This window comes from Curtobacterium sp. MCLR17_007 (assembly GCF_003234655.2).
Classification (GTDB): Bacteria; Actinomycetota; Actinomycetes; order Actinomycetales; family Microbacteriaceae; genus Curtobacterium.
The window spans coordinates 946410-968080 of record NZ_CP126271.1 but is presented as its reverse complement, the minus strand read 5'-3'; the positions used below and the strand labels follow the sequence as shown (position 1 = coordinate 968080).

At 70.8% G+C, this 21671-nt stretch carries 23 protein-coding genes; 12 read left to right on the top strand and 11 right to left on the bottom strand.

Annotated features, from left to right (window positions below; translation table 11 throughout):
* Positions 1-110 precede the first annotated feature (110 nt).
* Positions 111-335 (top strand): DUF3107 domain-containing protein, encoded by a 225-nt coding sequence (locus tag DEJ13_RS04745; protein ID WP_056122168.1) that lies wholly within the window; start codon positions 111-113, stop codon positions 333-335.
* A 6-nt stretch (positions 336-341) separates the two neighbouring features.
* Complete coding sequence (locus DEJ13_RS04740) at positions 342-647, top strand: hypothetical protein (RefSeq protein WP_056122171.1); 306 nt, start codon at positions 342-344, stop codon at positions 645-647.
* A 35-nt stretch (positions 648-682) separates the two neighbouring features.
* Here DEJ13_RS04740 and DEJ13_RS04735 read toward each other — a convergent pair whose 3' ends face one another.
* On the bottom strand, positions 683-1399 hold the full coding sequence (locus DEJ13_RS04735) for a ferritin-like fold-containing protein (RefSeq protein WP_235515479.1): 717 nt from the start codon (positions 1397-1399) through the stop codon (positions 683-685).
* Positions 1400-1483: 84 nt separating this feature from the next.
* Between DEJ13_RS04735 and DEJ13_RS04730 the strand changes: the two genes are divergently transcribed.
* Complete coding sequence (locus DEJ13_RS04730) at positions 1484-2974, top strand: DEAD/DEAH box helicase (protein WP_056122174.1); 1491 nt, start codon at positions 1484-1486, stop codon at positions 2972-2974.
* A gap of 74 nt (positions 2975-3048) precedes the next feature.
* Here the strand turns inward: DEJ13_RS04730 and DEJ13_RS04725 are convergent, their stop codons facing one another.
* Complete coding sequence (locus DEJ13_RS04725) at positions 3049-3921, bottom strand: PHP domain-containing protein (RefSeq protein ID WP_111107304.1); 873 nt, start codon at positions 3919-3921, stop codon at positions 3049-3051.
* 68 nt (positions 3922-3989) lie between these two features.
* On the opposite strand from DEJ13_RS04725, the gene DEJ13_RS04720 reads away from it, so the two are divergent.
* The gene (locus DEJ13_RS04720) at positions 3990-5474 is read left to right on the top strand and encodes an aminopeptidase P family protein (protein WP_056122177.1); all 1485 of its coding nucleotides are present in this window, start codon (positions 3990-3992) and stop codon (positions 5472-5474) included.
* Between the two features lie 9 nt (positions 5475-5483).
* A complete protein-coding gene (locus tag DEJ13_RS04715) occupies positions 5484-5972 on the top strand; it encodes a GNAT family N-acetyltransferase (RefSeq protein ID WP_321164483.1) in 489 nt (162 codons plus the stop codon).
* A 189-nt stretch (positions 5973-6161) separates the two neighbouring features.
* Here the strand turns inward: DEJ13_RS04715 and DEJ13_RS04710 are convergent, their stop codons facing one another.
* Positions 6162-7133: a YflT domain-containing protein gene (locus DEJ13_RS04710; RefSeq protein ID WP_111107303.1), complete on the bottom strand. Its 972-nt coding sequence runs from the start codon at positions 7131-7133 to the stop codon at positions 6162-6164.
* An 80-nt stretch (positions 7134-7213) separates the two neighbouring features.
* On the opposite strand from DEJ13_RS04710, the gene DEJ13_RS04705 reads away from it, so the two are divergent.
* The 4 genes from DEJ13_RS04705 (at position 7214) to DEJ13_RS04690 (ending at position 11678) form a co-directional block, all read left to right on the top strand.
* Positions 7214-8530 carry a magnesium transporter MgtE N-terminal domain-containing protein gene (locus DEJ13_RS04705; protein WP_111107302.1) on the top strand — a complete coding sequence of 439 codons (1317 nt, stop codon included), beginning with the start codon at positions 7214-7216 and terminating at the stop codon, positions 8528-8530.
* 28 nt (positions 8531-8558) lie between these two features.
* The gene (locus tag DEJ13_RS04700; RefSeq protein ID WP_414835826.1) at positions 8559-9056 is read left to right on the top strand and encodes a DUF1003 domain-containing protein; all 498 of its coding nucleotides are present in this window, start codon (positions 8559-8561) and stop codon (positions 9054-9056) included.
* A complete protein-coding gene (locus tag DEJ13_RS04695; RefSeq protein ID WP_111107301.1) occupies positions 9049-10215 on the top strand; it encodes an Mrp/NBP35 family ATP-binding protein in 1167 nt (388 codons plus the stop codon). The genes DEJ13_RS04700 and DEJ13_RS04695 overlap by 8 nt, the downstream gene beginning before the upstream one ends.
* Before the next feature lie 161 nt (positions 10216-10376).
* Positions 10377-11678: a carbohydrate-binding protein gene (locus tag DEJ13_RS04690; RefSeq protein ID WP_220037600.1), complete on the top strand. Its 1302-nt coding sequence runs from the start codon at positions 10377-10379 to the stop codon at positions 11676-11678.
* An 80-nt stretch (positions 11679-11758) separates the two neighbouring features.
* Here the strand turns inward: DEJ13_RS04690 and DEJ13_RS04685 are convergent, their stop codons facing one another.
* Entirely contained in the window at positions 11759-12133 is a 375-nt protein-coding gene (locus DEJ13_RS04685) for a twin-arginine translocase TatA/TatE family subunit (protein ID WP_111107299.1), read from the bottom strand.
* Between the two features lie 60 nt (positions 12134-12193).
* Between DEJ13_RS04685 and DEJ13_RS04680 the strand changes: the two genes are divergently transcribed.
* Positions 12194-12826, top strand: coding sequence for an O-methyltransferase (locus DEJ13_RS04680; protein ID WP_056123827.1), 633 nt, complete (start codon positions 12194-12196; stop codon positions 12824-12826).
* 36 nt (positions 12827-12862) lie between these two features.
* Here DEJ13_RS04680 and DEJ13_RS04675 read toward each other — a convergent pair whose 3' ends face one another.
* Positions 12863-13612 (bottom strand): AAA family ATPase, encoded by a 750-nt coding sequence (locus DEJ13_RS04675; protein ID WP_111107318.1) that lies wholly within the window; start codon positions 13610-13612, stop codon positions 12863-12865.
* Between the two features lie 83 nt (positions 13613-13695).
* Positions 13696-13866, bottom strand: a complete 171-nt coding sequence (locus DEJ13_RS04670; RefSeq protein ID WP_017887054.1) for a DUF3117 domain-containing protein — start codon at positions 13864-13866, stop codon at positions 13696-13698.
* A gap of 127 nt (positions 13867-13993) precedes the next feature.
* Here DEJ13_RS04670 and DEJ13_RS04665 point away from each other — a divergent pair, with 127 nt between their 5' ends.
* Positions 13994-15151 carry an AI-2E family transporter gene (locus DEJ13_RS04665; RefSeq protein WP_111107298.1) on the top strand — a complete coding sequence of 386 codons (1158 nt, stop codon included), beginning with the start codon at positions 13994-13996 and terminating at the stop codon, positions 15149-15151.
* On the opposite strand, the gene DEJ13_RS04660 is transcribed toward DEJ13_RS04665, so the two are convergent.
* Together DEJ13_RS04660 and dapE are read right to left on the bottom strand one after the other, a co-directional pair.
* Positions 15130-16380 (bottom strand): putative hexosyltransferase, encoded by a 1251-nt coding sequence (locus DEJ13_RS04660; RefSeq protein WP_258374126.1) that lies wholly within the window; start codon positions 16378-16380, stop codon positions 15130-15132. The two genes, DEJ13_RS04665 and DEJ13_RS04660, sit on opposite strands and share 22 nt — an antisense overlap.
* Positions 16365-17447, bottom strand: a complete 1083-nt coding sequence (gene dapE / locus DEJ13_RS04655; RefSeq protein ID WP_111107316.1) for a succinyl-diaminopimelate desuccinylase — start codon at positions 17445-17447, stop codon at positions 16365-16367. The genes DEJ13_RS04660 and dapE overlap by 16 nt, the downstream gene beginning before the upstream one ends.
* A 121-nt stretch (positions 17448-17568) precedes the next feature.
* Here dapE and dapD point away from each other — a divergent pair, with 121 nt between their 5' ends.
* Positions 17569-18537 (top strand): 2,3,4,5-tetrahydropyridine-2,6-dicarboxylate N-succinyltransferase, encoded by a 969-nt coding sequence (dapD, locus tag DEJ13_RS04650; RefSeq protein WP_258374125.1) that lies wholly within the window; start codon positions 17569-17571, stop codon positions 18535-18537.
* Positions 18538-18738: 201 nt separating this feature from the next.
* On the opposite strand, the gene DEJ13_RS04645 is transcribed toward dapD, so the two are convergent.
* The 3 genes from DEJ13_RS04645 to fdxA all read right to left on the bottom strand — a co-directional run bounded on the left by DEJ13_RS04645 (position 18739) and on the right by fdxA (position 21643).
* Positions 18739-20034 (bottom strand): citrate synthase, encoded by a 1296-nt coding sequence (locus DEJ13_RS04645; RefSeq protein WP_111107297.1) that lies wholly within the window; start codon positions 20032-20034, stop codon positions 18739-18741.
* Between the two features lie 159 nt (positions 20035-20193).
* On the bottom strand, positions 20194-21312 hold the full coding sequence (gene dapC, locus DEJ13_RS04640; RefSeq protein WP_111107296.1) for a succinyldiaminopimelate transaminase: 1119 nt from the start codon (positions 21310-21312) through the stop codon (positions 20194-20196).
* Between the two features lie 13 nt (positions 21313-21325).
* Positions 21326-21643 (bottom strand): ferredoxin, encoded by a 318-nt coding sequence (gene fdxA / locus DEJ13_RS04635; protein ID WP_056122211.1) that lies wholly within the window; start codon positions 21641-21643, stop codon positions 21326-21328.
* Between the last annotated feature and the right edge of the window lie 28 nt (positions 21644-21671).

The window sequence follows — 21671 nt, the reverse complement described above, 5'->3', positions numbered from 1 at the left end:
CCCACCGCTGCCGACATCACCCATGCGGAGCGCCGCCTCCTGCTGACGGCCTGCGTGCGCCCGCGGCGAACGCCGGGGACCCCGTCGAGACGCTCGGATATGGTGAGCACGTGGACATCAAGATCGGCATCATCAACAGCCCGCGCGAGATCGCCTTCGAGACGAAGCAGACCGCAGACGAGATCGAGAAGGCCGTCTCGGACGCGCTCTCCTCCGGTGCGACGCACCTCACGCTGCAGGACGACAAGGGCCGCAAGTTCATCGTCCCCTCGGTGTCACTCGCCTACGTCGAGTTCGGCGCCGAAGAGGCCCGTCGCATCGGCTTCGTCGCGTAGCTCCCCGTGGAGCTCCTCTTCGCCGTCCTCGGCGGCATCATCTGTGGCGCGGTCGCGCACGTGGTCCTGCCGTGGCGGTCGACGCGCGGACAGCTGCTCGGCCCGGCCGTCGGTGGCATCTCCGCCGCGGTGCTCTGGGAGCTCCTGACCTGGCTGGGGTGGCCGTACGACGGCACCTGGATCTGGGTCGTCGCCCTGCTCGGTTCGGGCGCGGTCGCGCTCGCCGTCGCGTGGCTGCTCGGACGACGGCGGACCGCACACGACGATGCGTATTACGAGGCCGCCAAGAACCGCGGCAGCCGGACCGTCTGAGTCGGAAGACCGACACGACCTCGATCTGGCGGCCGTCAGGCGGTCAGACCGAGCGCGTCCATGCGGCGGGTGTGGGCCGCGATCAGCTCGGTCCACACCGGCTCGAGCCGTGACTGGTCCTCGCGCGCATGCGACGCCAGCGCCGAGCGGGCGACCAGCAGCGTGTCGCCGACGAGCCGCCGGCCCCACATCGCCAGACGCGACGACACGAGGGGTTCCTCGTCGATCCGGGCGCTGAGTTCCTCGACCACCGCCGCTTCTTCGCGCGGGTCGAACACGGTCTTCAGGCGCTGCTGTACGTCGCTCGGGAGCGAGCGCAGCAGGTTGGCGAACAGGTCGTTGAGGATGCCCGCCGTCACGTAGCCGGTCAGCATCGACTCGTACCAGTCCGCACCACTGGTGCGCTCGACGAACCGGTCGATGGCCTGACGGTGCGGCGCCATCAGCTCGGCCGGGTCTGCGCCGGTGCGTTCGATCTCGGCCACGATCGACCGGTGCCGTTCGAGGGCGGTCGTCGCCAGCACGCCCGTGACGAGCCGTCCGGACAGCGTCGGCGCTCCGGCACCGGCACGGCCCATCGTCTCGTAGAGCGAGAGCTGCAGGTAGGCCGCTTGGCCCAGGTACACGTCGAGCTCGGGACTGACGTCGTCGAGCTGCAGACGCTCGGTCTGGGTGGCGCTCTTCGGGTTCCGCGACGCGAGCCACTGGGCTGCGAGCTGCGCCGCGCGCTTCCGGTTCCACCACGACACCACGCGACCAGCATAGGGGCCGCGACCGGCACCTCCCCGCACCCCGGTAGACTGGCGCGGACTCCCCGATAGGACAGGGTGACCTTTTTGACTTTCTCAGACCTCAACATCGAGCAGGACATCGTCGATGCACTGGCCGGCAAGGGCATCATCGAGCCCTTCCCGATCCAGGAGCAGACGATCCCGCTCGCCCTCACCGGCCAGGACATCATCGGCCAGGCCAAGACGGGCACCGGCAAGACCTTCGGGTTCGGCCTGCCCCTGATCCAGCGCCTCGGCGCCGACCCCGCGCACGGCGTGAAGGCCCTCGTGGTCGTCCCGACCCGTGAACTCGCGGTCCAGGTGACCGAGGACCTCGAAGTGGCGACCTCGAACCGCCCCACCACGATCGTCTCGATCTACGGCGGCAAGGCGTACGAGGGCCAGATCGAGCAGCTCAAGGCCGGCGCGCAGATCGTCGTCGGCACCCCCGGGCGCCTGATCGACCTGCAGCGCCAGCGACTGCTCGACCTCTCCCACGTGCAGGAAGTCGTCCTCGACGAGGCCGACCGCATGCTCGACCTGGGGTTCCTGTCGGACATCGAGCGGATCTTCCAGGCCGTGCCGGACGTTCGCCACACCATGCTCTTCTCGGCGACCATGCCCGCGCCGATCGTCGCGCTCGCCCGTCGCTTCATGAGCCGGCCGGTCCACATCCGCGCGACGGACCCGGACGAAGGCCTCATGCAGGCCAACATCAAGCACCTCATCTACCGCGCGCACTCGCTCGACAAGGACGAGGTCATCGCCCGCATCCTGCAGGCCGAGGGCCGCGGCAAGACCGTGATCTTCACTCGCACCAAGCGTGCCGCGGCGAAGCTCGTCGAAGAGCTGAAGGACCGCGGGTTCAACGCCGCAGCGGTCCACGGCGACCTCAACCAGGAGCAGCGCGAGCGTGCGATGGCGGCGTTCAAGGCCGGCAAGCGCGACGTGCTCATCGCCACCGACGTCGCAGCGCGCGGCATCGACGTGGACGACGTCACCCACGTGATCAACCACACGATCCCGGACGACCCGGACACGTACCTGCACCGTGCCGGACGCACCGGTCGCGCGGGCAAGACCGGCATCGCGGTCACGTTCGTCGACTGGGACGACCTGCACAAGTGGACGCTGATCGACAAGGCCCTCGAGTTCGGCATCCCCGAGCCCGTCGAGACCTACTCGTCGTCGCCGCACCTGTTCGAGGAGCTCGACATCCCCCAGGGCACGAAGGGCCGCCTGCCCGGCTCCTCGTCGCACGCCGCCACCGCGGGCACGACGGAGCGCGCCGTGTCCCGCCCGCCGCGTCAGCCGCGCGAGCAGGGCACGTCCGAGCGGTCGAGTGACGCACCGCGTCGCCGCACTCGGAGCGCAGGCGCGGATCGGCCCGCGGCCTCGGCCACCGACTCCGCGCCCCCGGTCGACAGCACGGGTCCGGACAGCTCCGACGGCGACGGTTCCGCACCGAAGCGTCGCCGCCGCCGCCGCCGTCGCGGAGCCGGCTCGGGGGACGAGGCGACCGCCTCGGCACCGCAGCAGACCTCGGACGGCGAGTAGCGCCTCCTGGCAGGACGACGAAGGCCCGTCGCTCACGCGACGGGCCTTCGTCGTCCGGTCTGCTGCCGCGCCGGTCAGGACAGGCGCGAACCGGGGCCGACCACCGGGTCCGCTCCGGTGGCCTGCGTGACGATCGCGTCGAAGGACCGACGCGCCGTCCGGTGTTCCCCGAGCCGGTTCGGCTTGCCGGTGCCGTGGTAGTCGCTCGAACCCGTGACGAACAGCCCGTAGCGGTCCGCCCACTCGAGCAACGTGCGCTTGCCGTGCGCGAGGTTCTCCCGGTGGTCGACCTCGAGGCCCCCGAGCCCCGCGTCCACGAGTTCGCGCAGTGCGGGCTCGTCGATGACGATGCCTCGCGAGCTGGCGGCCGGGTGGGCGATCACGGGGACGCCACCCGCACCACGGATGAGTTCGACGCCCCGGAGCGGTGACGGCGCCTCGTGCGGTTCGTAGTAGCCCGATGCCGGGTGCAGGATCCCGCGGAACGCGGCGCTGCGGTCGGACTCGAGGCCGCGTGCCACCAGCGCGTCGGCGATGTGCGGCCGGCCGATCGTGGCACCGGGACGGGCCTGTACCAGGACGTCGTCCCACGTGATCGGGTGGTCCTGCCCGATGCGGTCGACCATCCGACGCGCGCGTGCGAGGCGCCCGTCGCGGATGCGTCCGGTCTCGGCGACCAGGCCCGGGTCGTCGGGGTCGACCAGGTACCCGAGGACGTGGACGCTGCGGTACCCGACGCGGGTGCTCAGCTCGAGGCCGGGGACCAGGGTGAGCGGGAGCCCACGGACGGCGTCGATCGCGTCGGACCAGCCCGACGTGGTGTCGTGGTCGGTGAGGGCCACGCCGTCGAGCCCGGCCGCCGCCGCCGCGCGGACGAGCGCGGCAGGGGGCTCGGTGCCGTCGGAGACACTCGAGTGCGTGTGCAAGTCGATGAACGGGTCGGGCACCACGCAATCGTATCCACAGGTGTGGGACCGCACAGGACGTCGATCCGGTGCGGTGCGATGATGGGGGCATGGCCGACACCACTCCCCGCGCGACGAGCAACCGCTCCACCACTCCCGGCTCCTCGACCTTCAAGGACTTCATCGGGTCCCAGTGGGCCGAGCGTGACCGCCCGATCCCCGCGGCGCGCGAGCAGGCGCCGTTCGCTGCCGAGCGCCGCGCCGCGCTCTCGGCGCTGCACACCGGACGCACCATCGTCGTGCCGGCGGGCACCGCCAAGGTGCGCTCGAACGACTGCGACTACCCGTTCCGCCCGCACTCCGCGTTCGCGCACCTGACCGGCTGGGGCACCGACACGGTCGTCGGCTCCGTGCTCGTCATGACGCCGGCCGGCGACGGTCACGACGCCACCCTGTACTTCCGGGCGACCGCCGGGCGCGACTCCGAGGAGTTCTACGCCAACCCCGAGATCGGCGAGTTCTGGGTCGGCCCACGTCCGTCCCTCGACGAGGTGTCCGCCGACCTGGGGCTCGCGACGGCCGACCTCGGCGAGCTCGACAGTGTGCTCGACGGGGTCGATGCCTCGGTGCTGGTCGTACGCGACGCCGACAGTGACCTGACGCGGTCGCTCGACGAGCGCCTCGGCTCCCCGGTCGGCGGGGCCGCTGCCACCGACGACTCCCCCGCGTCGGACGACGTCCTGGCGCGCGACCTGTCCGAACTCCGGCTGGTCAAGGACCCGTACGAGGTCAACGAGCTCCGCAAGGCGGTCGAGGCCACCGGGCACGGCTTCGACGACGTGATCGCCGACTTCGACGCCGTGCTCGCGCACCCCCGCGGTGAGCGCATCGTCGAGGGCACCTTCAACCGCCGCGCACGCGCCGACGGCAACACCGTGGGCTACGACACGATCGCCGCCTCGGGCCACCACGCCTGCATCCTGCACTGGACCCGCAATGACGGGGCCGTGCAGCCGGGCGACCTGATCCTCATCGACGCCGGGGTCGAGGTCGACTCGTTCTACACGGCCGACATCACCCGCACGCTGCCGGTCAGCGGCACCTTCACCGACGTGCAGCGCATGGTCTACGACGCGGTGCTCGAAGCCGCCGACGCCGCGTTCGCGATCGTCAAGCCGGGCATCACCTTCCGCCAGGTCCACGCCACGGCGATGCAGGTCATCGCCCGCAAGACCGCCGAGTGGGGCTTCCTGCCCGTCTCCGCCGACGAGTCCCTGCAGCCGGACAACCAGTTCCACCGCCGGTACATGGTGCACGGCACCAGCCACCACCTCGGGCTCGACGTGCACGACTGCGCCAAGGCCCGTCGCGAGCTGTACATCGACGGGGTCGTCGAAGCCGGCATGGTGTTCACGATCGAGCCCGGCCTGTACTTCCAGCAGGACGACCTCACCGTGCCCGAGGAGTTCCGCGGCATCGGTGTCCGCATCGAGGACGACATCCTGGTGACCGCCGACGGTGCCGAGAACCTGTCCGTCGGCATCCCCCGGACCCCCTCGGAAGTGGAGGGGTGGATCGCCCGCACCGGACGCTAGCCTGAGCGGGTGAGCACACCCGACGCCCCGCAGCACACGGACCCGCGCAACATCGTCATCGACGTCGAGCACTTCGACTCGCCCGATGCGATGCGGCTCCGGGCTGCACAGCGGATCGAGATCGACAGCACCTACGGTGGCGACACCGAACCGGGCGAGAAGCCCACGGCCGAGTCGATCGCGGTGTTCTTCGTCGCGCGCGACCAGGACGGCACGCCGCTCGGCTGCGGCGGGCTGCGCATCGTCGAGGACGGCATCACCGAGATCAAGCGGATGTACGTGCGGCGGGAGTCGCGGGGTGCCGGGGTCGCAACGGAGATCCTGCGGCGTCTCGAAGAGGCAGCGCTCGACCTGGGTTCACCGGCGCTCGTCCTCGAGACCGGTCCGGCGCAGACCCGTGCGATCGGTTTCTACGAACGCGAGGGCTTCACACGCATCGCGAACTTCGGACCCTACGTCGGTGCCCCGCTGTCCGCCTGCTACTCAAAGGTGCTCTAGCCCGGGGGGCTTGACCGCCCGCCGCCGCTCACTCGGGCGCACGAGGTTCCAGAATTCTGGCATCTCGAGATCGCGGACGGGCTACTCGCGCGACCCCGACGGCCCTGGGCGGCGCGTCGCGGAACCTCAGGCGTCGATCAGGCAGCGCCCCACCGGGACACCGGCCCGCCGGGTCACCAGCCCACCGGGTCAGCGGGACTCGGCGTCCCCGTCCCGTCGCTGCTCGTCACGTGCAGGATCGGACGAGCCAGACCCGTCGGACGACGACGCGGGAGCCGCCGGGTTCGCACCCGACACACGCTCGCCGTACTGCGGCGGCTGGTCGGCGCGCGGAGCAACCGGACCGGACGGCTGCGCCGGTCCCGCAGGTCGCTGCGACGGCGCCGGCTGACCCGGCTGCGCGGACTCTCCGTAGCGGGGCCCGTCGTTCGTGCCGTACCGGGGGCCGTCGTTCGTGCCGTACCGGGGCTGCGAACCCGGACCCGACTGACCGCTCTGGCCGGAGCTCGCGGGCTGGTTGTGCGGGGTCGACTGCCCGCCGTAGGGCGAGCCCTGCGCCTGGCCGGACGGACCGGGGCCCGGCCGCCACGGCTGCTGCTGCCCCTGGAACGGCGGCTGCTGCTGTCCCTGGAACGGGGCCTGCTGCTGCCCGGGGTTCCACGCGGCGTGCGGGGTCGCACCGGACTGGCCGAGGATCCGCTGCGCCTGCCCGACGAGCTGCGGGTCGACGATGATCTGGTAGTTCGTGGCGAGCACCTGGTGCACGCTCGTGAAGTCCCGCTGGCGCTTCGTGATGGCGAACGAGACGATGCCGTACAGCATGCCGAACGCGGCACCGATGATCGCCGCGGCCAGGATGAGTCCGCCGGCGGTCGGCGAGAACAGGGTCAGGACGATGCCGAAGAAGATGCCGAGCCACAGCCCGGACAGCGCGCCAGCGATGGCGGCCCGACCGTAGGTCATCTTGCCGGTGACCCGCTCGACCGTCTTGAGGTCGTTGCCGACGATGGAGAGCTTGTTGACCGGGAAGTCGGACTCGGCGAGCTTGGCGACGACCGCCTGGGCTCCCGGGTAGCTGTCGAAGGTGCCGAGGACGTCGCCGCGGGGCAGCGTGGGGAAGACCTGCGCCGTACGACCGCGGAAGGGGCTCTGAGTGCTCACACAGTCATCATCCACCGTTCCCCTTGCAATCGTTCGAGAGCCGCCAGGGAACCGGCCGGACGACCGGCTACGCTTGCCGTGTGAGCGCCTCGAAGGTATTCGTCGCCCGCCTGGCCGGGTGCTCCGTCTTCGACCCCGCTGGCGATCGCGTCGGCAGGGTCCGGGACGTCCTGGTCGTCTACCGGCGGGTCGATCCCCCGCACGTCGTGGGGCTGATCGTCGAGGTCCCCGGCAAGCGGCGCATCTTCGTCAGCATCGGTCGGATCACCTCGATCGGCGCCGGACAGGTCATCACGACCGGCCTGGTCAACATGCGGCGCTTCGAACAGCGCGGCGGCGAGGTCCGGGTCATCGCGGAGATGCTCGGGCGCAAGGTGCTCATCACGAAGGACCGCATCCGCGCCACGATCGAGGACATCGCGATCGAGGACCGCGGGCAGGGCGACTGGGAAGTCGCACAGCTCTTCCTCCGCAAGCCCAAGACCACGCCGTCGCCGTTCGGCAAGGGCCCGACCACCTTCGCCACCTGGAACGAGGTGACCGAGGACGAGCTGCCGGGCGAGTCGCAGTCGGCCGAGCACGTCATCGCCGCGTACTCGGACCTGGTGGCCGCCGACCTGGCCTCGACGCTGCTCGACCTGCCGGTAGAACGCCGGCTCGAGGTCGCCGAGGAACTCCCGGACGACCGGCTCGCCGACGTGCTCGAGGAGATGCCCGACCAGGAGCGGGTCGAGATCCTCTCGTCGCTCGAGGACGCCCGTGCCGCCGACGTCCTCGACCAGATGCAGCCCGACGACGCCGCCGACCTGCTCGCCGAGCTCTCCGACGAACGGAGCGAAGCCCTCCTGCAGCTCATGGAGCCGGAAGAGGCGCAGGACGTCCGCATGCTGCTCGAGTACGAGCCGGACACGGCCGGTGGTCTGATGACGACCGAGCCGGTGATCGTCTCCGCCGACGCCACGGTGGCCGAGGGGCTCGCCCTCATCCGACGGCACGAGCTCGCTCCCGCCCTCGGTGCGAGTGTCTGCGTCACACTGCCGCCGTACGAACCGCCCACCGGCCGCTTCCTGGGCCTCGTGCACTTCCAGCGCATGCTGCGGTACCCGCCGAACGAACGCCTCGGCACGCTCATCGACCAGCAGACCGAACCGGTCCGCGTCGACGCCAGCGCCGCCGAGGTCACGCGCGTGATGGCCACCTACAACCTCGTGTCCGTGCCCGTGGTCGACGACGCCCACCGTCTGGTCGGGGTGGTGACGATCGACGACGTGCTCGACCACGTCCTCCCCGATGACTGGCGAAGTCGCGGGGACGACGACGCAGCACGCCCCCGCACCCGCGCTCGCAGGACCCCCGTGACGACGGGCAGGAGGACCACTCGTGGCACGAACGGATGAGAACACCCGGCTCGACTCGCCGAAGGGCATGCGAACGAGCGTGCTGCCGACCCGCCGCCGCAAGGGCAGCGGCGACGCGTTCGGTCGGGCCACCGAAGGCATTGCGCGTGCCATGGGAACGCCCTGGTTCCTGATCGGCCTGACCCTGTTCTGCGTGGTGTGGATGGGGTGGAACACGCTGTCCCCGAAGGCCTGGCAGTTCGACTCCGCCGCCATCGGCTTCACCGCCCTGACGCTCGTGCTGTCCCTGCAGGCCTCGTACGCGGCGCCGCTGATCCTCCTCGCTCAGAACCGGCAGGACGACCGCGACCGCGTGCAGTTCGAACAGGACCGACAGCGCGCGGAACGGAACCTGGCCGACACCGAGTACCTGGCCCGCGAGGTCGTCGCACTGCGTCTGGCGATGCGCGACATGGCGTCGAAGGACTTCATCCGCGCCGAACTCCGGTCGCTGCTCGAGGAGCTCGACCGACGCGACGCGATCGACGAGGGCGAACCGGGACGCACGGCGGACGTCCGTGGCTGACGCCACGGTTCCGCAGGACGACCAGCAGCTCGGTGCCGCCGTGTTCGCTGCGCTCGGACGTGTCATCGACCCCGAGATCCGGCGGCCCGTCACGGAGCTCGACATGATCCGTGGTGTCGACGTCGGTCCGGGAGGCTCGGTGCGGGTCGACCTGCAGCTCACGATCGTCGGGTGCCCGGCCGCCGACACGATCGAGCGGGACGTGCGAGCGGCCGCCGGAGGCGTCGCCGGGGTGATCGACGTGGACGTCGACGTGTCCGTGATGGCGCCGGAGGTCCGCCGGGCGCTGACGGAGCGACTGCGCGAAGGCCGGCCCCAGGGCGTGCAGTTCACCCCCGACTCGCTCACGCGCGTGATCGCGGTGACGAGCGGCAAGGGCGGCGTCGGCAAGTCGACGGTCACCGTGAACCTGGCCGTCGCACTCGCCCGCCGCGGCCAGCGGGTCGGCATCGTGGACGTCGACGTCCACGGGTTCAGCGTCCCCGGGTTGATGGGCCTGACCGACCGACACGGCGTCGCGCCCCGCCCGACCCGGGTCGACCAGATGATCCTGCCGCCCGTCGCCCACGACGTGAAGGTCGTCTCGATCGGCATGTTCGTCGACGACGTCTCGACCGCGGTCTCCTGGCGCGGACCGATGCTGCACCGCACCGTCAACCAGTTCCTGTCCGACGTGTGGTTCGGCGACCTCGACGTGCTGCTGCTCGACATGCCGCCGGGCACCGGTGACGTCGCGATCTCGGTCGGGCAGCTGCTCCCCCACGCCGAGGTCCTGGTCGTCACCACCCCGCAGGCGGCTGCGGCCGACGTCGCGGAGCGCAGCGGCATCGTCGCCCGGCAGACGGGTCAGCGGGTCATCGGCGTGGTCGAGAACATGTCCGGGCTCGTCCAGCCGGACGGCTCGGTGCTCCACCTGTTCGGCGAGGGCGGCGGCGACGAGACCGCACGACGGCTCTCCCGCGGGCAGGACTCCCCCGTCCCCGTGCTCGGCCGGGTACCGCTCTCCGTGCCGCTCCGTCAGGGCGGCGACACCGGCGTGCCCGTGGTCCTCGGCGCCCCCGAGGACCCGGCCTCCCGGGCACTGCTCGGCATCGCCGACGGCCTGACGGCGATGGGCCGGGGCCTGGCCGGACGGAAGCTCGGGCTCTCCCCCCGCTAGCCCTCCGGTTCCGTCCGGTCGACGCTCCCTGTACGCCTCCTCATGGTCGTGATCGCGATGTCGCGCAATTATGCAAGGGCATTGCACAATGCTCCTGCGGAATCAGGCGCAGGAGTTCCACCCTCCCGGCAACGGAGCCGGGCGAGGAACAGGAGAACCGCGTGGACAGGAACACCAGGATCCGGCTCGGGGCCATCAGCGCCGTCGCGGCAGCGATCATCGGGGGGACGATCGCCGCAGCACCGGTCGCGGCACAGGCCGCATCGACGTGTGCCACCGCATGGTCGTCCGGCACCGCCTACAACGGCGGGGCCACGGCCAGCGAGAACGGCACGAACTACACCGCCAACTGGTGGACGCAGGGTGACGACCCCGCGACGCACTCCGGCGCGACCGGCAGTGGCCAGCCCTGGACGGCAGCCGGCTCCTGCACCGGCGGCGGGACCGGCGGCAGCACCGGCGGCGGGACCGGCGGCGGGACGACGACCCCGGGGAACGGCAGCACCGGCACCGCGAGCGGGTTGGTCTTCAGCCCGTACAAGGACGTCACGGTGAACCTCGACTGGAACACGAGCGTCATGAACACCGCGGTCACCGGCACCCGGATCCCGGTCGTCGGGTCGAGCAACAGCCTGGTCTCGACGCGCGAGCCCGGACTCAAGGCCATCACGCTCGCCTTCGCGACCGGCACCTGCGGCAGCGAGAACTGGGGCGGGGTCGCCGCCGATGCCTTCGCCAGTGCCAACATCCCGAAGCTCGACGCAGCCGGGGTGAACTACATCGTCAGCACGGGTGGAGCAGCCGGTCAGTTCACGTGCTCCGGCACCGCGCTGCAGAGCTTCATCGCCCGCTACGCCAGCCCGCACATGATCGGCGTCGACTTCGACATCGAGAGCGGACAGTCCACCGCCGACGTGCAGAACCTGGTCAACGCGGCCGCACTGGCGCAGGCGAAGTACCCGGGACTGCGCTTCTCGTTCACGCTGGCGACCCTCGCCGCCTCCGACGGCAGCTTCGGCGGGCTGAACAGCACCGGTGACGCCACGGTGAAGGCGATCAAGGCCTCGAGCCTGACGAACTACACCGTCAACCTCATGACGATGGACTTCGGCCGGGCCACCACCGCGAACTGCGTGCTGTCCGGCTCGACGTGCCAGATGGGCCAGTCCACGATCCAGGCCGTGACGAACCTGCAGCACACCTACGGGACGCCTGCATCGAAGATCGAGGTCACGCCGATGCTCGGCGTGAACGACGCCTCGGACGAGGTCTTCACGCTCGCCGACGCGGACACCGTGTCGTCGTACGCGAAGACGCACGGCCTGGCCGGGGTGCACATGTGGTCGCTCGACCGCGACACACCCTGCGCCAGCCCGACCAGCACCGCGTCGGCCACGTGCAACTCGGTCTCCGGCACGGCTGCCCTGGCCTGGACCGACCGGTTCCTGGCCGACCTGCGGTAGTCGCCGCCCCGTGACGGACGGAAGGCCCGGTGCCAGCTGGCACCGGGCCTCCCGTCCGTCACGTGGTCACGTGACGGGCGTCAGGTCGACTCGCCGTCGAATGGCGCGGCTTCGCCCGCGGCCAGCGGCACGACCGGTGCCGGAGCGCGGACCTTGGTCGCCGACACCTGCGGAGTGACCGCGTCGGCGGTGCTGGTCCCGGTCGCCGAGTCGATGAGCGCATCGCGGATGATGCGGCGCGGGTCGTACTGACGCGGGTCGAGCTTCTGCCAGTCGACCTCGTCGAAGTCGGGGCCCATCTCGTCCCGCATGCGATCCTTGGCGGTGTCGGCGAACCGACGGACGGCCTTGACGAACTCCGCCAACTTCTGTGCGTACATCGGCAGGCGCTGCGGACCGAGCAGCAGCACCGCGATGATCCCGATGATCAGGATCTTGTTGAAGTCGATGGACACGCACCGAGCGTAACGCCTCAGGCCGCGCGCTCACCTAGAGTTGTCGACCGAGGAGTGTGCGTGTCAGAGAAAGAGTCGAACTGGAAGTTCGCGGAGGACATCGTCTCCGAGTCCGAGGTGATCTCCCGCGCGCGTGAGCACTCGCTCGAGCTCGGCGTCGAGGCGATCTCGCCCGCGATCGGCGCGCAGATCGGTGTGGTCGCCGCAGCGTCGCGAGCCACGGCGATCATCGAGATCGGGACCGGTCTGGGTGTCTCCGGGCTGTACCTGCTCGGCGGCGCCCCGGACGCCACGCTCACCACGATCGACGTCGAGGTGGACCACCAGCAGTACGCCCGTGACGCCTACATCGCCGCCGGCACCGCTCCCGCACGCGTCCGGCTGATCCCGGGTCGGGCCAACCAGGTGCTCCCCCGCATGAACGAGGCATCCTACGACGTGGTCCTGGTCGACGCGGACCCCGAGCACGTCATCGAGTACGTCGAGCACGGTCTGCGCCTGGCGCGACTGGGCGGGACCGTCCTGGTGCCGCACGCACTCTGGCGGGGCCGCGTCGCGGACCCGGTCAAGCGCGACCGGGCGACGACCGACTTCCGGTTGCTGCTGACCGAGGTGTCGACCTCGGGTGCCGTCATCAGTGCACTGTCGCCGGCCGGGGACGGGCTGCTGCAGATGACGAAGGTCACCGCGTAGCGCGTCCGCACTCGCCAGCGTGCTCTGGTGCGGTCGTCACGGTCCTCCGCGTTCGTCGTCCAGGTGCCGCAGGTACCGCTCGGGCGAGGCCAGGAACGACCGCTGTTGCCGCACCAGGTCCAGGTCGGCCCAGGCGCTGCGCCGCAGACCCCACTCGCCGACCTCGTGGATCGTCGCCCCCGGGAAGGCCGCCAACACGGGCGAATGCGTCGAGAGCAGCACCTGCCCGAGGCCGTCGTCCACGATCGACTGCAGCAGGCCGATCAACGCCAGGCAGCCCTGGAACGACAGCGCCGACTCGGGCTCGTCGAGCACCCAGAGTCCCGGCCACTCGGAGCGGTCGATCACGAAGTCGAGGAACGACTCCCCGTGGCTGCGCTCGTGGAACACCGGCTCGGGTCGATGACCGGGGTGTTGCTCGAGGTACGTGAAGAACCCGTGCATGGTCTCCGCCCGGAGGAAGAACCCGCTCTTCGGCGCACCCGGTTCGCGGTGCAGCGCGAGGTGCTCCCACAGCGACGACTCACTGGGACGGGTGCTGTGCCCGGAGTTCGTCGACCCGCCCTCGGGACCCATGCCGAAGGCCAGGGCCACCGCCTCGACCAGGGTCGACTTGCCCGCGCCGTTCTCGCCCACCAGCACCGTGACGGGGTCGAGGTCGAGGCCGTGGTCGAGCAGCTGCCGGACCGGGGCGAGCGTGGCCGGCCAGACGTCGCGCCGCATCGGGTCGGCGTGGTGCTCCTCGACGCGGCGGACGGGACGACGGGAGCGGGGCACGGGGACCATCTTGCCGAGGACGCACGACACAGGGCCCGGGACGACGTGTCCCGGGCCCTGTGCGTGGTGCGTGTTGGTGGTGCTTCGACGTCCTAGGCCGAGACGACCTCGGCCAGTGCGTCGTGGAGTTCCTTGGCCTCGGCGTCGTTGACCGAGACCACCAGGCGGCCTCCACCTTCGAGCGGAACCCGCACGATGATGAGTCGACCCTCCTTGACAGCCTCCATCGGCCCGTCACCGGTCCTCGGCTTCATTGCTGCCATCAGATGTCCCCTTTCGCGCAGTACATGCGACGCCATTATCCCGTACGGAGGGGCGAACTGCGAAACCGCCCAGGTTGGGGGGTCCTGATCGGGACGTTCTCGCGGCTCGGATTCCTACGCTGTACGTGTGCCGATCATCCCCTCCAAGCGACGTCCGAACCCGGTGGACCCCGCTGTCGATGCCGTCCCGGCCGGTCTGCGCATCGGGGCGGCCTTCTCGTGGCGCATCCTGATCGTCGTCGCGGCACTGGCCCTCGTCGTCGCGCTCGTCGTGCTCCTGCAGGACATCGTGGTGCCGTTCCTCATCGCGCTGCTGCTCTGCGCGCTGCTCGCCCCGATGTCGGCGTTCCTGCAGCGCCACCGGTGGCCGAAGTGGCTCGCGGTGCTGTCGAGCCTGGTCGTCGTCGTGCTCGTGATCGGCACGCTGGCCCTCATCGTGACCGCGCAGATCCGCTACGACCTGCCGTCGCTGGAGCACCGCCTGCACAAGACGGTGCTGTCGCTGCAGGCACTGCTCGACAGCGAGCCGTTCGGCATCACGATCAAGGACGTGAACCACTGGGTGTCCACGGGCTCCGCCTACCTGCAGTCCCACGCGTCGTCCATCGCGTCCGGGTTCCAGGAAGCCGGCAGCGGCGCCGTGCACGCCCTCGAGGGCCTGTTCATCGTGGTGTTCACCACCATCTTCGTGCTGATCGACGGGCGACGGATCTGGGGCTGGGTCGTGCGGCTGTTCCCCCGTCGGGCGCGGCCCCGCATCGAGGCCGCCGGTGACGCCGGGTGGCACACCCTGACGAGCTTCATCCGCGTGCAGCTCGTGGTCGCGGTCACGGACGCGCTCGGTGTCGTGATCGGTGCGCTCATCCTGCAGGTCCCGCTGGCCATCCCGATCGGTGTGATCGTGTTCCTCGGCGCGTTCGTCCCCGTCGTCGGCGCCATCGTGGCCGGGTCCGTCGCGGTGGTCATCGCACTCGTGTTCAACGGCTGGGTCGCCGCACTGTTCATGCTGGGGGTCGTCGTCCTGGTCCAGCAGCTCGAGAGCCACGTCCTGCACCCGTTCCTGACCGGCACGGCCGTCAAGGTGCACCCGCTCGGCGTCGTGCTCGGCGTGACGGCGGGGACGACGATCGCCGGCGTCGTCGGGGCCTTCTTCGCGGTGCCGTTCATCGCCACCGTCAACGCGATGGTCACGGCGGCCGCGGCGTGGCGGCCGGACGACGCGGTGGCGGCGAGCGGCACGGGGTCAGCGCCCGCCGACCCCGATCACGGCGGGGTCCAGTCGTAGCCGTCGACCCACCAGCAGTAGTACAGCCACACCCACTGCAGCACGACGCACAGCACCACGACGACCACGCGGTACAGGCGTGACCGTGGGAGTGCCACGATGCCGAGCAGCGGCGCGATCGGCAGCAGGATGCGCCACGTGCTCGACTGCGGGAAGAACACGGCGAGCAGGTACACGAGGTAGGCGACCGACCACAGCCGGAGCTCCAGGTTGATCCGCCGTGCCGCGGGCATCGCGACGAAGAACGCGAAACCGACCAGCACGACCACGAGCAGCACGGTGCCGGCGGGCTGCCGGAACCACCAGCCGAAGCCCTGGACCCACGGGGCGAACGGCACGAGGTCCTTCCACCCGATGTAGGACGACCGCCACGCGAGCTCGGTGTCGGTGTACGCGCGCGGCACGCCGGTCATCGCCCACGCGATGGCCGGCCACGCCAGCCCGACCACCCCCGACACCACGGCGACCACGGCGGGCGGGACCAGCTGACGGAGCGTCGGTGCGGCGGGTTCCCGCACCCACGCCGGGCGCACGACCCAGACCGCGACGAACAGCACCATGAGCAGCGCGAACGCGAGCCCGGTCGGTCGGGTCATCCCGAGCAGCAGCACGACGGGCAGCATCGTCCAGAAGCGTCGCTGGACGAGCAGCAGCAGCGCGACGAGGAGCAGGAAGAGCCCCATCGCCTCGGCGTAGGCGACCTGGAACATGACCGACACGGGTGCGACGCAGAACAGCACGGTGGCGAAGGTGGCCCGTGCCGGGTCGAGGAAACGGCCCATCAGCCGGCGGAACACCAGTGCAGCGCCCCAGCCGGTCAGCAGCGACACCGACACCGCGACGAGCTCGAAGGACCCGCCCGTCAGCAGCATGAGCCCCCGGACCAGGAACGGGTAGGCGGGCATGAACGCCCACGCGTTCTCGGTGACGTGTCCGGCCGCGTCGATCGGCAGCGTCGACGGGTACCCGGACGTCGCGATCACGCGGTACCAGGCACCGTCCCAGATCGAGGCGAAGGACAGGTACTTCGGGTGTTGCAGCGTGAAGGAGTTCGCGGCCTGGATGCTCGCGAACCCCATGAGCAGCGCGCCGGTGACGATCCGGGCGAGCACGTAGACCACCGTGATGCGCAGCCACCACGGCACGACCCGGTACCGCGCCCGCCACCACACCGTCCGGGCGTGCGGACGGTGCACGGGCACCGCGCCGGTCCTCAGGCCGTCAGCCACCGACGCAGACCGTCCTCGACCGCGGTGATCTGCGCCACGGGGACCTGCTCGTCGTCGTGGTGCGCGAACACCGGCTCACCGGGGCCGTAGTTCACCGCGGGCACCCCGAGCGCCGAGAACCGGGCGACGTCGGTCCAGCCGTACTTCGGGCGTGGCTCGGGACCACCGACGGCGGCGACGAAGTCCTGCGCGAGCGGGGCGTCGAGCCCGGGGCGCGCGCCGGCGGCCAGGTCGACGATGTCCACCTGGTAGCCGTCGAACAACTCGCGGATGTGCGCCACGGCCTCCTCAGCGGAGCGCGAGGGGGCGAACCGGTAGTTGACGTGGACCATGACCTCGTCGGGGATGATGTTGCCCGCGATGCCGCCGGTGACGCCGACGGCGTTCAGACCCTCGCGGTACTCGAGCCCGTCGACCTCGACCGTGCGGGGCTCGTACGCCGCCAGGGTGGCCAGGATCGGCGCGGCCTTGTGGATCGCGTTGTCGCCGATCCAGCTGCGGGCACTGTGCGAGCGCTTGCCGTACGCGCGGATCTCAGCGCGGAGGTTGCCGTTGCAGCCGCCCTCGATCTGCGCGCCCGAGGGCTCCCCGAGGATCGCGAAGTCGCCGACGAGCAGCTCGGGGCGCGTGCGGGCCAGGCGGCCGAGGCCGTTCAGCGCGTCGGAGACCTCTTCGTGGTCATACCAGACCCAGGTCACGTCCACACTCGGCGATGTCAGGTCGTACGCCAGCTTGAGCTGCACGGCGCAGCCCGCCTTCATGTCGACGGTCCCGCGGCCCCACAGGATCTCGGTGCCGTCGTCGGCGGTGCGGAACTCGGTGGGCAGGTTGTGGTTCAACGGCACGGTGTCGATGTGCCCGGCGATGACGACCCGTCGGTCCCGTCCCAGGTTCGTCCGCGCCACGATCGCGTCGCCGTCGCGGATCACCTCGAGGTGTGCGAGCGGCGCCAGTGTCGCCTCGATCGCGTCGGCGAGCGACTGCTCATTGCCGGACACCGACTCGATGTCGCAGATGGCACGGGTGATGTCGATGGACGAGGCGGTGAGGTCGAGCTGCTCCGGCATGCGGTCACTGTATCGGCAGCCCCTGGCGACCGGCTGCTCCGACCGGGAGGCTCGGGTCACGCGGGCAGCACCCGTCCAGCCGGACGGGTGGCCGGGTCCACCCCCTCGCTACCCTGGTGCGGTGACCGACACGACCGCAGCCTCCGCCCACCCGCGCTCCGCCTGGGGCCACGGACTGGCGACCGTCGCCGCCGACGGCACCGAGCTCGACACCTGGTTCCCCGAGACCCACCTCGGGGCGCTCCCCGCCGACGCCGTGTTCCCGCTCGCGCTGCAGGACCACATCGGTCCGAACGAACGCCGGAACGTCCGCATCGAGGCGGTGACCGTCGAGATCGACCTCGCCGCCGCCCCCGCGAGCACCCCGGACGCGTACCTGCGGCTGCACCTGCTCAGCCACCTGCACGTGCAGCCGAACACGATCAACCTCGACGGCGTCTTCGGGCACCTGCCGATCGTCGCGTGGACGAACGCCGGTCCGGTGCTGCCCGCCGACCTGACGCGGCTGCGGCCGTCGCTCCAGCGCGCCGGCATCGCCGTGCACGCCATCGACAAGTTCCCGCGCCTGCTCGACTACGTGACGCCCGACCGGGTCCGCATCGCGGACGCGAACCGGGTCCGGCTCGGGGCGCACCTGGCGCCGGGTACCACGGTCATGCACGAGGGCTTCGTGAACTTCAACGCGGGCACCCTCGGCGACGCGATGATCGAGGGCCGTGTCTCGCAGGGCGTCGTCGTCGGGAACGGCACGGACGTCGGGGGCGGCGCGTCGATCATGGGCACGCTGTCCGGCGGCGGCACGCACCGGGTGTCCCTCGGCGAACGCGCCCTGCTCGGCGCGAACGCGGGCCTCGGCATCTCACTCGGCGACGACTCGGTGGTCGAGGCTGGTCTCTACGTGACGGCCGGCACGAAGGTCGTCCTGGTCGGCGCGGCCCCGAACCCGGACGGCACTCCCAAGACGATCAAGGCCGCCGAGCTGTCCGGCACGCCGAACGTGCTGTTCCGCCGCAACAGCCTGACCGGTGCGGTCGAGGCGCTGCAGCGCCGCGGCGAGGGCATCCAGCTGAACACGGCGCTGCACGCCTGACCGCGCCGCTCGGGTCTGGCGAGGTCGCGCAGACTGTCGCTCGGCAGCCCCGGCGGCGACGCTTCGTGACCTCTCGGCGGACCTGAGCGGCGCGTTGCGCGACCTCGGGCATCCTCCGCAAGCGGAGCCGACCGACTGGAGGCCCGGTGCCGGTCTCACGGACCGGCACCGGGCCTCCTGGGCGTGGCGGGGTGCGACGCGTCAGCGTCCGGGCAGGTCCCGCTTCGGCGCGCCCACGTACAGCTGCTGGGGGCGACCGATCTTGTTGAGCGGGTCGTTGTTGAGTTCGCGCCACTGAGCGATCCAGCCGGGCAGGCGCCCGATCGCGAACAGCACCGTGAACATGCGGGGCGGGAAGCCCATCGCCTTGTAGATGATGCCGGTGTAGAAGTCGACGTTCGGGTACAGCTTGCGGTCGATGAAGTACTGGTCCGACAGCGCGATCTGCTCCAGCTCCTTCGCGATGTCGAGCAGGTCGTCCTGCACGCCGAGGGACTCGAGGACCTCGTCCGCGCTCTCCTTGACGAGCTTGGCGCGCGGGTCGTAGTTCTTGTAGACGCGGTGCCCGAAGCCCATGAGCTTGACGCCGCGCTCCTTGTTCTTCACGCGCTCGACGAAGCGCTGCACGGGCTCGCCGGAGTCCTTGATCTGCTGGAGCATCTCGAGGACGGCCTCGTTCGCACCGCCGTGCAGCGGGCCGTACAGGGCGTTGATGCCGGCGGAGATCGACGCGAACATGTTCGCCTTGGTCGAGCCCACCAGACGGACCGTGGCGGTCGAGGCGTTCTGCTCGTGGTCCTCGTGCAGGATGAGCAGGCGCTCGAGCGCCCGGGACAGCACGGGGTTCGGCTGGTAGGTCTCGGCCATGGTGCCGAAGTTCAGGCGCAGGAAGTTGTCGACGAACGACAGCGAGTTGTCCGGGTACAGGAACGCCTGGCCGATCGCCTTCTTGTGCGCGTAGGCGGCGATGACCGGGAGCTTGGCGAGCAGCCGGACCGTCTGCAGCTCGACCTTCTCGGGGTCGTCGACGTCCATGTCGTCCTCGTAGTACGTGGACAGGGCGCTCACCGCGCTGGACAGCACCGACATCGGGTGCGCCGAGTGCGGCAGCGCGTCGAACAGGCGGCGGAGGTCCTCGTGCAGCAGCGTGTGGCGGCGGATCCGCGCGTCGAAGCCCTCGAGCTCCGCCGCGGAGGGCAGCTCACCGTAGATGAGCAGCCAGGCGACCTCGAGGAAGGTGCAGTTCGACGCGATCTGGTCGATCGGGTACCCGCGGTAGCGCAGGATCCCCTGGTCGCCGTCGATGTACGTGATCGCGCTCTTGGTCGAACCGGTGTTCACGAAGCCGTAGTCGAGGGTGTTCATCCCCGTCTGCTTCTTGAAGGTCGAGATGTCCACCGTGGACGCGCCGTCGACGCTCGGCAGGATCGGGAACTCCGCCTGGCCGCCCGGGAACGTCAGCGTCGCGGTCTCGGTCGCTTCGGCGGCGGGACTCACGGGGACGGGCGTCGTTGGCGGTGTGGCCGTCTTCTGAGCATCGTTGGCAGTGTCAGTCACACCGGACAGCCTAATCGTGCGCTCTGTCGCTCGTGCACACCCGGGCGGTGGGAACTTGGTGGGACTCGCCACTGGCGGACGCCCCGTCGAGCAGGCGGTTCAGTCGCCGGCGAGCCGACGGCCGCTCGTCAGGCGCTGCGCGGCCGCGGCGATCCGCTCGTCGGTGGCCGTCAGCGCGACCCGCACGTGCTGGCCGCCGGCCGCGCCGTAGAAGGTCCCCGGGGCCACGAGGATGCCCCGGTCCGCCAGCCACGCGACGGTGTCGAGCGCCGGTTCGCCGCGGGTCGCCCAGAGGTACAACCCGGCTTCGCTGTGGTCGACGCGGAAGCCGGCGCCCTCGAGCGCGCGACGGAGCATGCCGCGTCGGGCACGGTACCTGGCCTTCTGCTGTTGGACGTGCGCGGTGTCGGCGAGGGCGACCACCATCGCCTGCTGCACCGGCAGCGGCGGCATCATGCCGGTGTGCTTGCGGACGGCCAGCACGTCGGCCAGGACCGCGGCGTCACCGGCGACGAACGCGGCGCGGTACCCGGCCAGGTTCGACTGCTTGGAGAGGGAGTACACGCTGAGGACCCCGTCGACCGAGTCCCCCACCACGCGGGCGTCGAGGATGGTCGGTGTCGGCTGCGTGTCGTAGGGCGGTTCCCAGCCGAGTTCGGCGTAGCACTCGTCGCCGACGATGACGGCGCCGAGTTCGCGCGCACGGGCCACGGCGACCCGGAGTTCCTCGATGGACAGGACGCGACCGTCGGGGTTGCCCGGGGAGTTCAGCCACACGAGCTTCGTGCCGACCGGCCACGCGGCGGGGTCGTCCGACGCCAGGGCGGTGGCACCGACGAGCGCAGCACCGAGCTCGTAGGTCGGGTACGCGGCGGCCGGGAACACGACGGTGTCACCGCGGCCGATGCCGAGCCACAGCGCCAAGCCCGCGATGAACTCCTTCGAGCCGATCGTCGGCAGCGTCTGCTCCTCGGTCAGGGTGACGCCGTGACGGCGGCCGTACCAGTCGGCGATCGCCTGACGCAGCGCCGGGGTCCCCGCCACCTGCGGGTAGGCGTGCGCGTCGGTGGCCTCGGCGAGGGCCGTGCGCACCACGGCGGGTGTCGGGTCGACCGGCGAACCGACGCTCAGGTCGACGATGCCGCCCTCGTGTCCGGCGGCGCGCGTCTTGTAGGGGACGAGCTGGTCCCAGGGGAAGTCGGGGAGGTCGAGCGCCACGGGACGGTCCGGCTCAGCCGCGCGGCGGTTCGGCCATGACGACCGGGTGGTCCTTGTGGATCACGCCGACCTTGGCGGCACCGCCCGGGGAACCGACTTCCTCGAAGAACTCGACGTTCGCCTTGTAGTAGTCGGCCCACTGGTCGGGCAGGTCGTCCTCGTAGTAGATGGCCTCGACCGGGCAGACCGGTTCGCAGGCCCCGCAGTCGACGCACTCGTCCGGGTGGATGTACAGCGACCGGTCGCCTTCGTAGATGCAGTCGACGGGGCATTCGTCGATGCACGCACGGTCCTTGACGTCGACACAGGGCTGGGCGATCACGTAGGTCACGGCTGGGGTGCTCCCTTCGAACTGAGCG

Coding starts and splice junctions, on each gene's coding strand:
- DEJ13_RS04670 (WP_017887054.1), bottom strand. CDS start 13,866: ATGGCAGCAATGAAGCCGAGGACCGGTGACGGGCCGATGGAGGCTGTC.
- DEJ13_RS04720 (WP_056122177.1), top strand. CDS start 3,990: ATGGCCGACACCACTCCCCGCGCGACGAGCAACCGCTCCACCACTCCC.
- DEJ13_RS04700 (WP_414835826.1), top strand. CDS start 8,559: ATGCGAACGAGCGTGCTGCCGACCCGCCGCCGCAAGGGCAGCGGCGAC.
- DEJ13_RS04675 (WP_111107318.1), bottom strand. CDS start 13,612: ATGGTCCCCGTGCCCCGCTCCCGTCGTCCCGTCCGCCGCGTCGAGGAG.
- dapE (WP_111107316.1), bottom strand. CDS start 17,447: ATGCCGGAGCAGCTCGACCTCACCGCCTCGTCCATCGACATCACCCGT.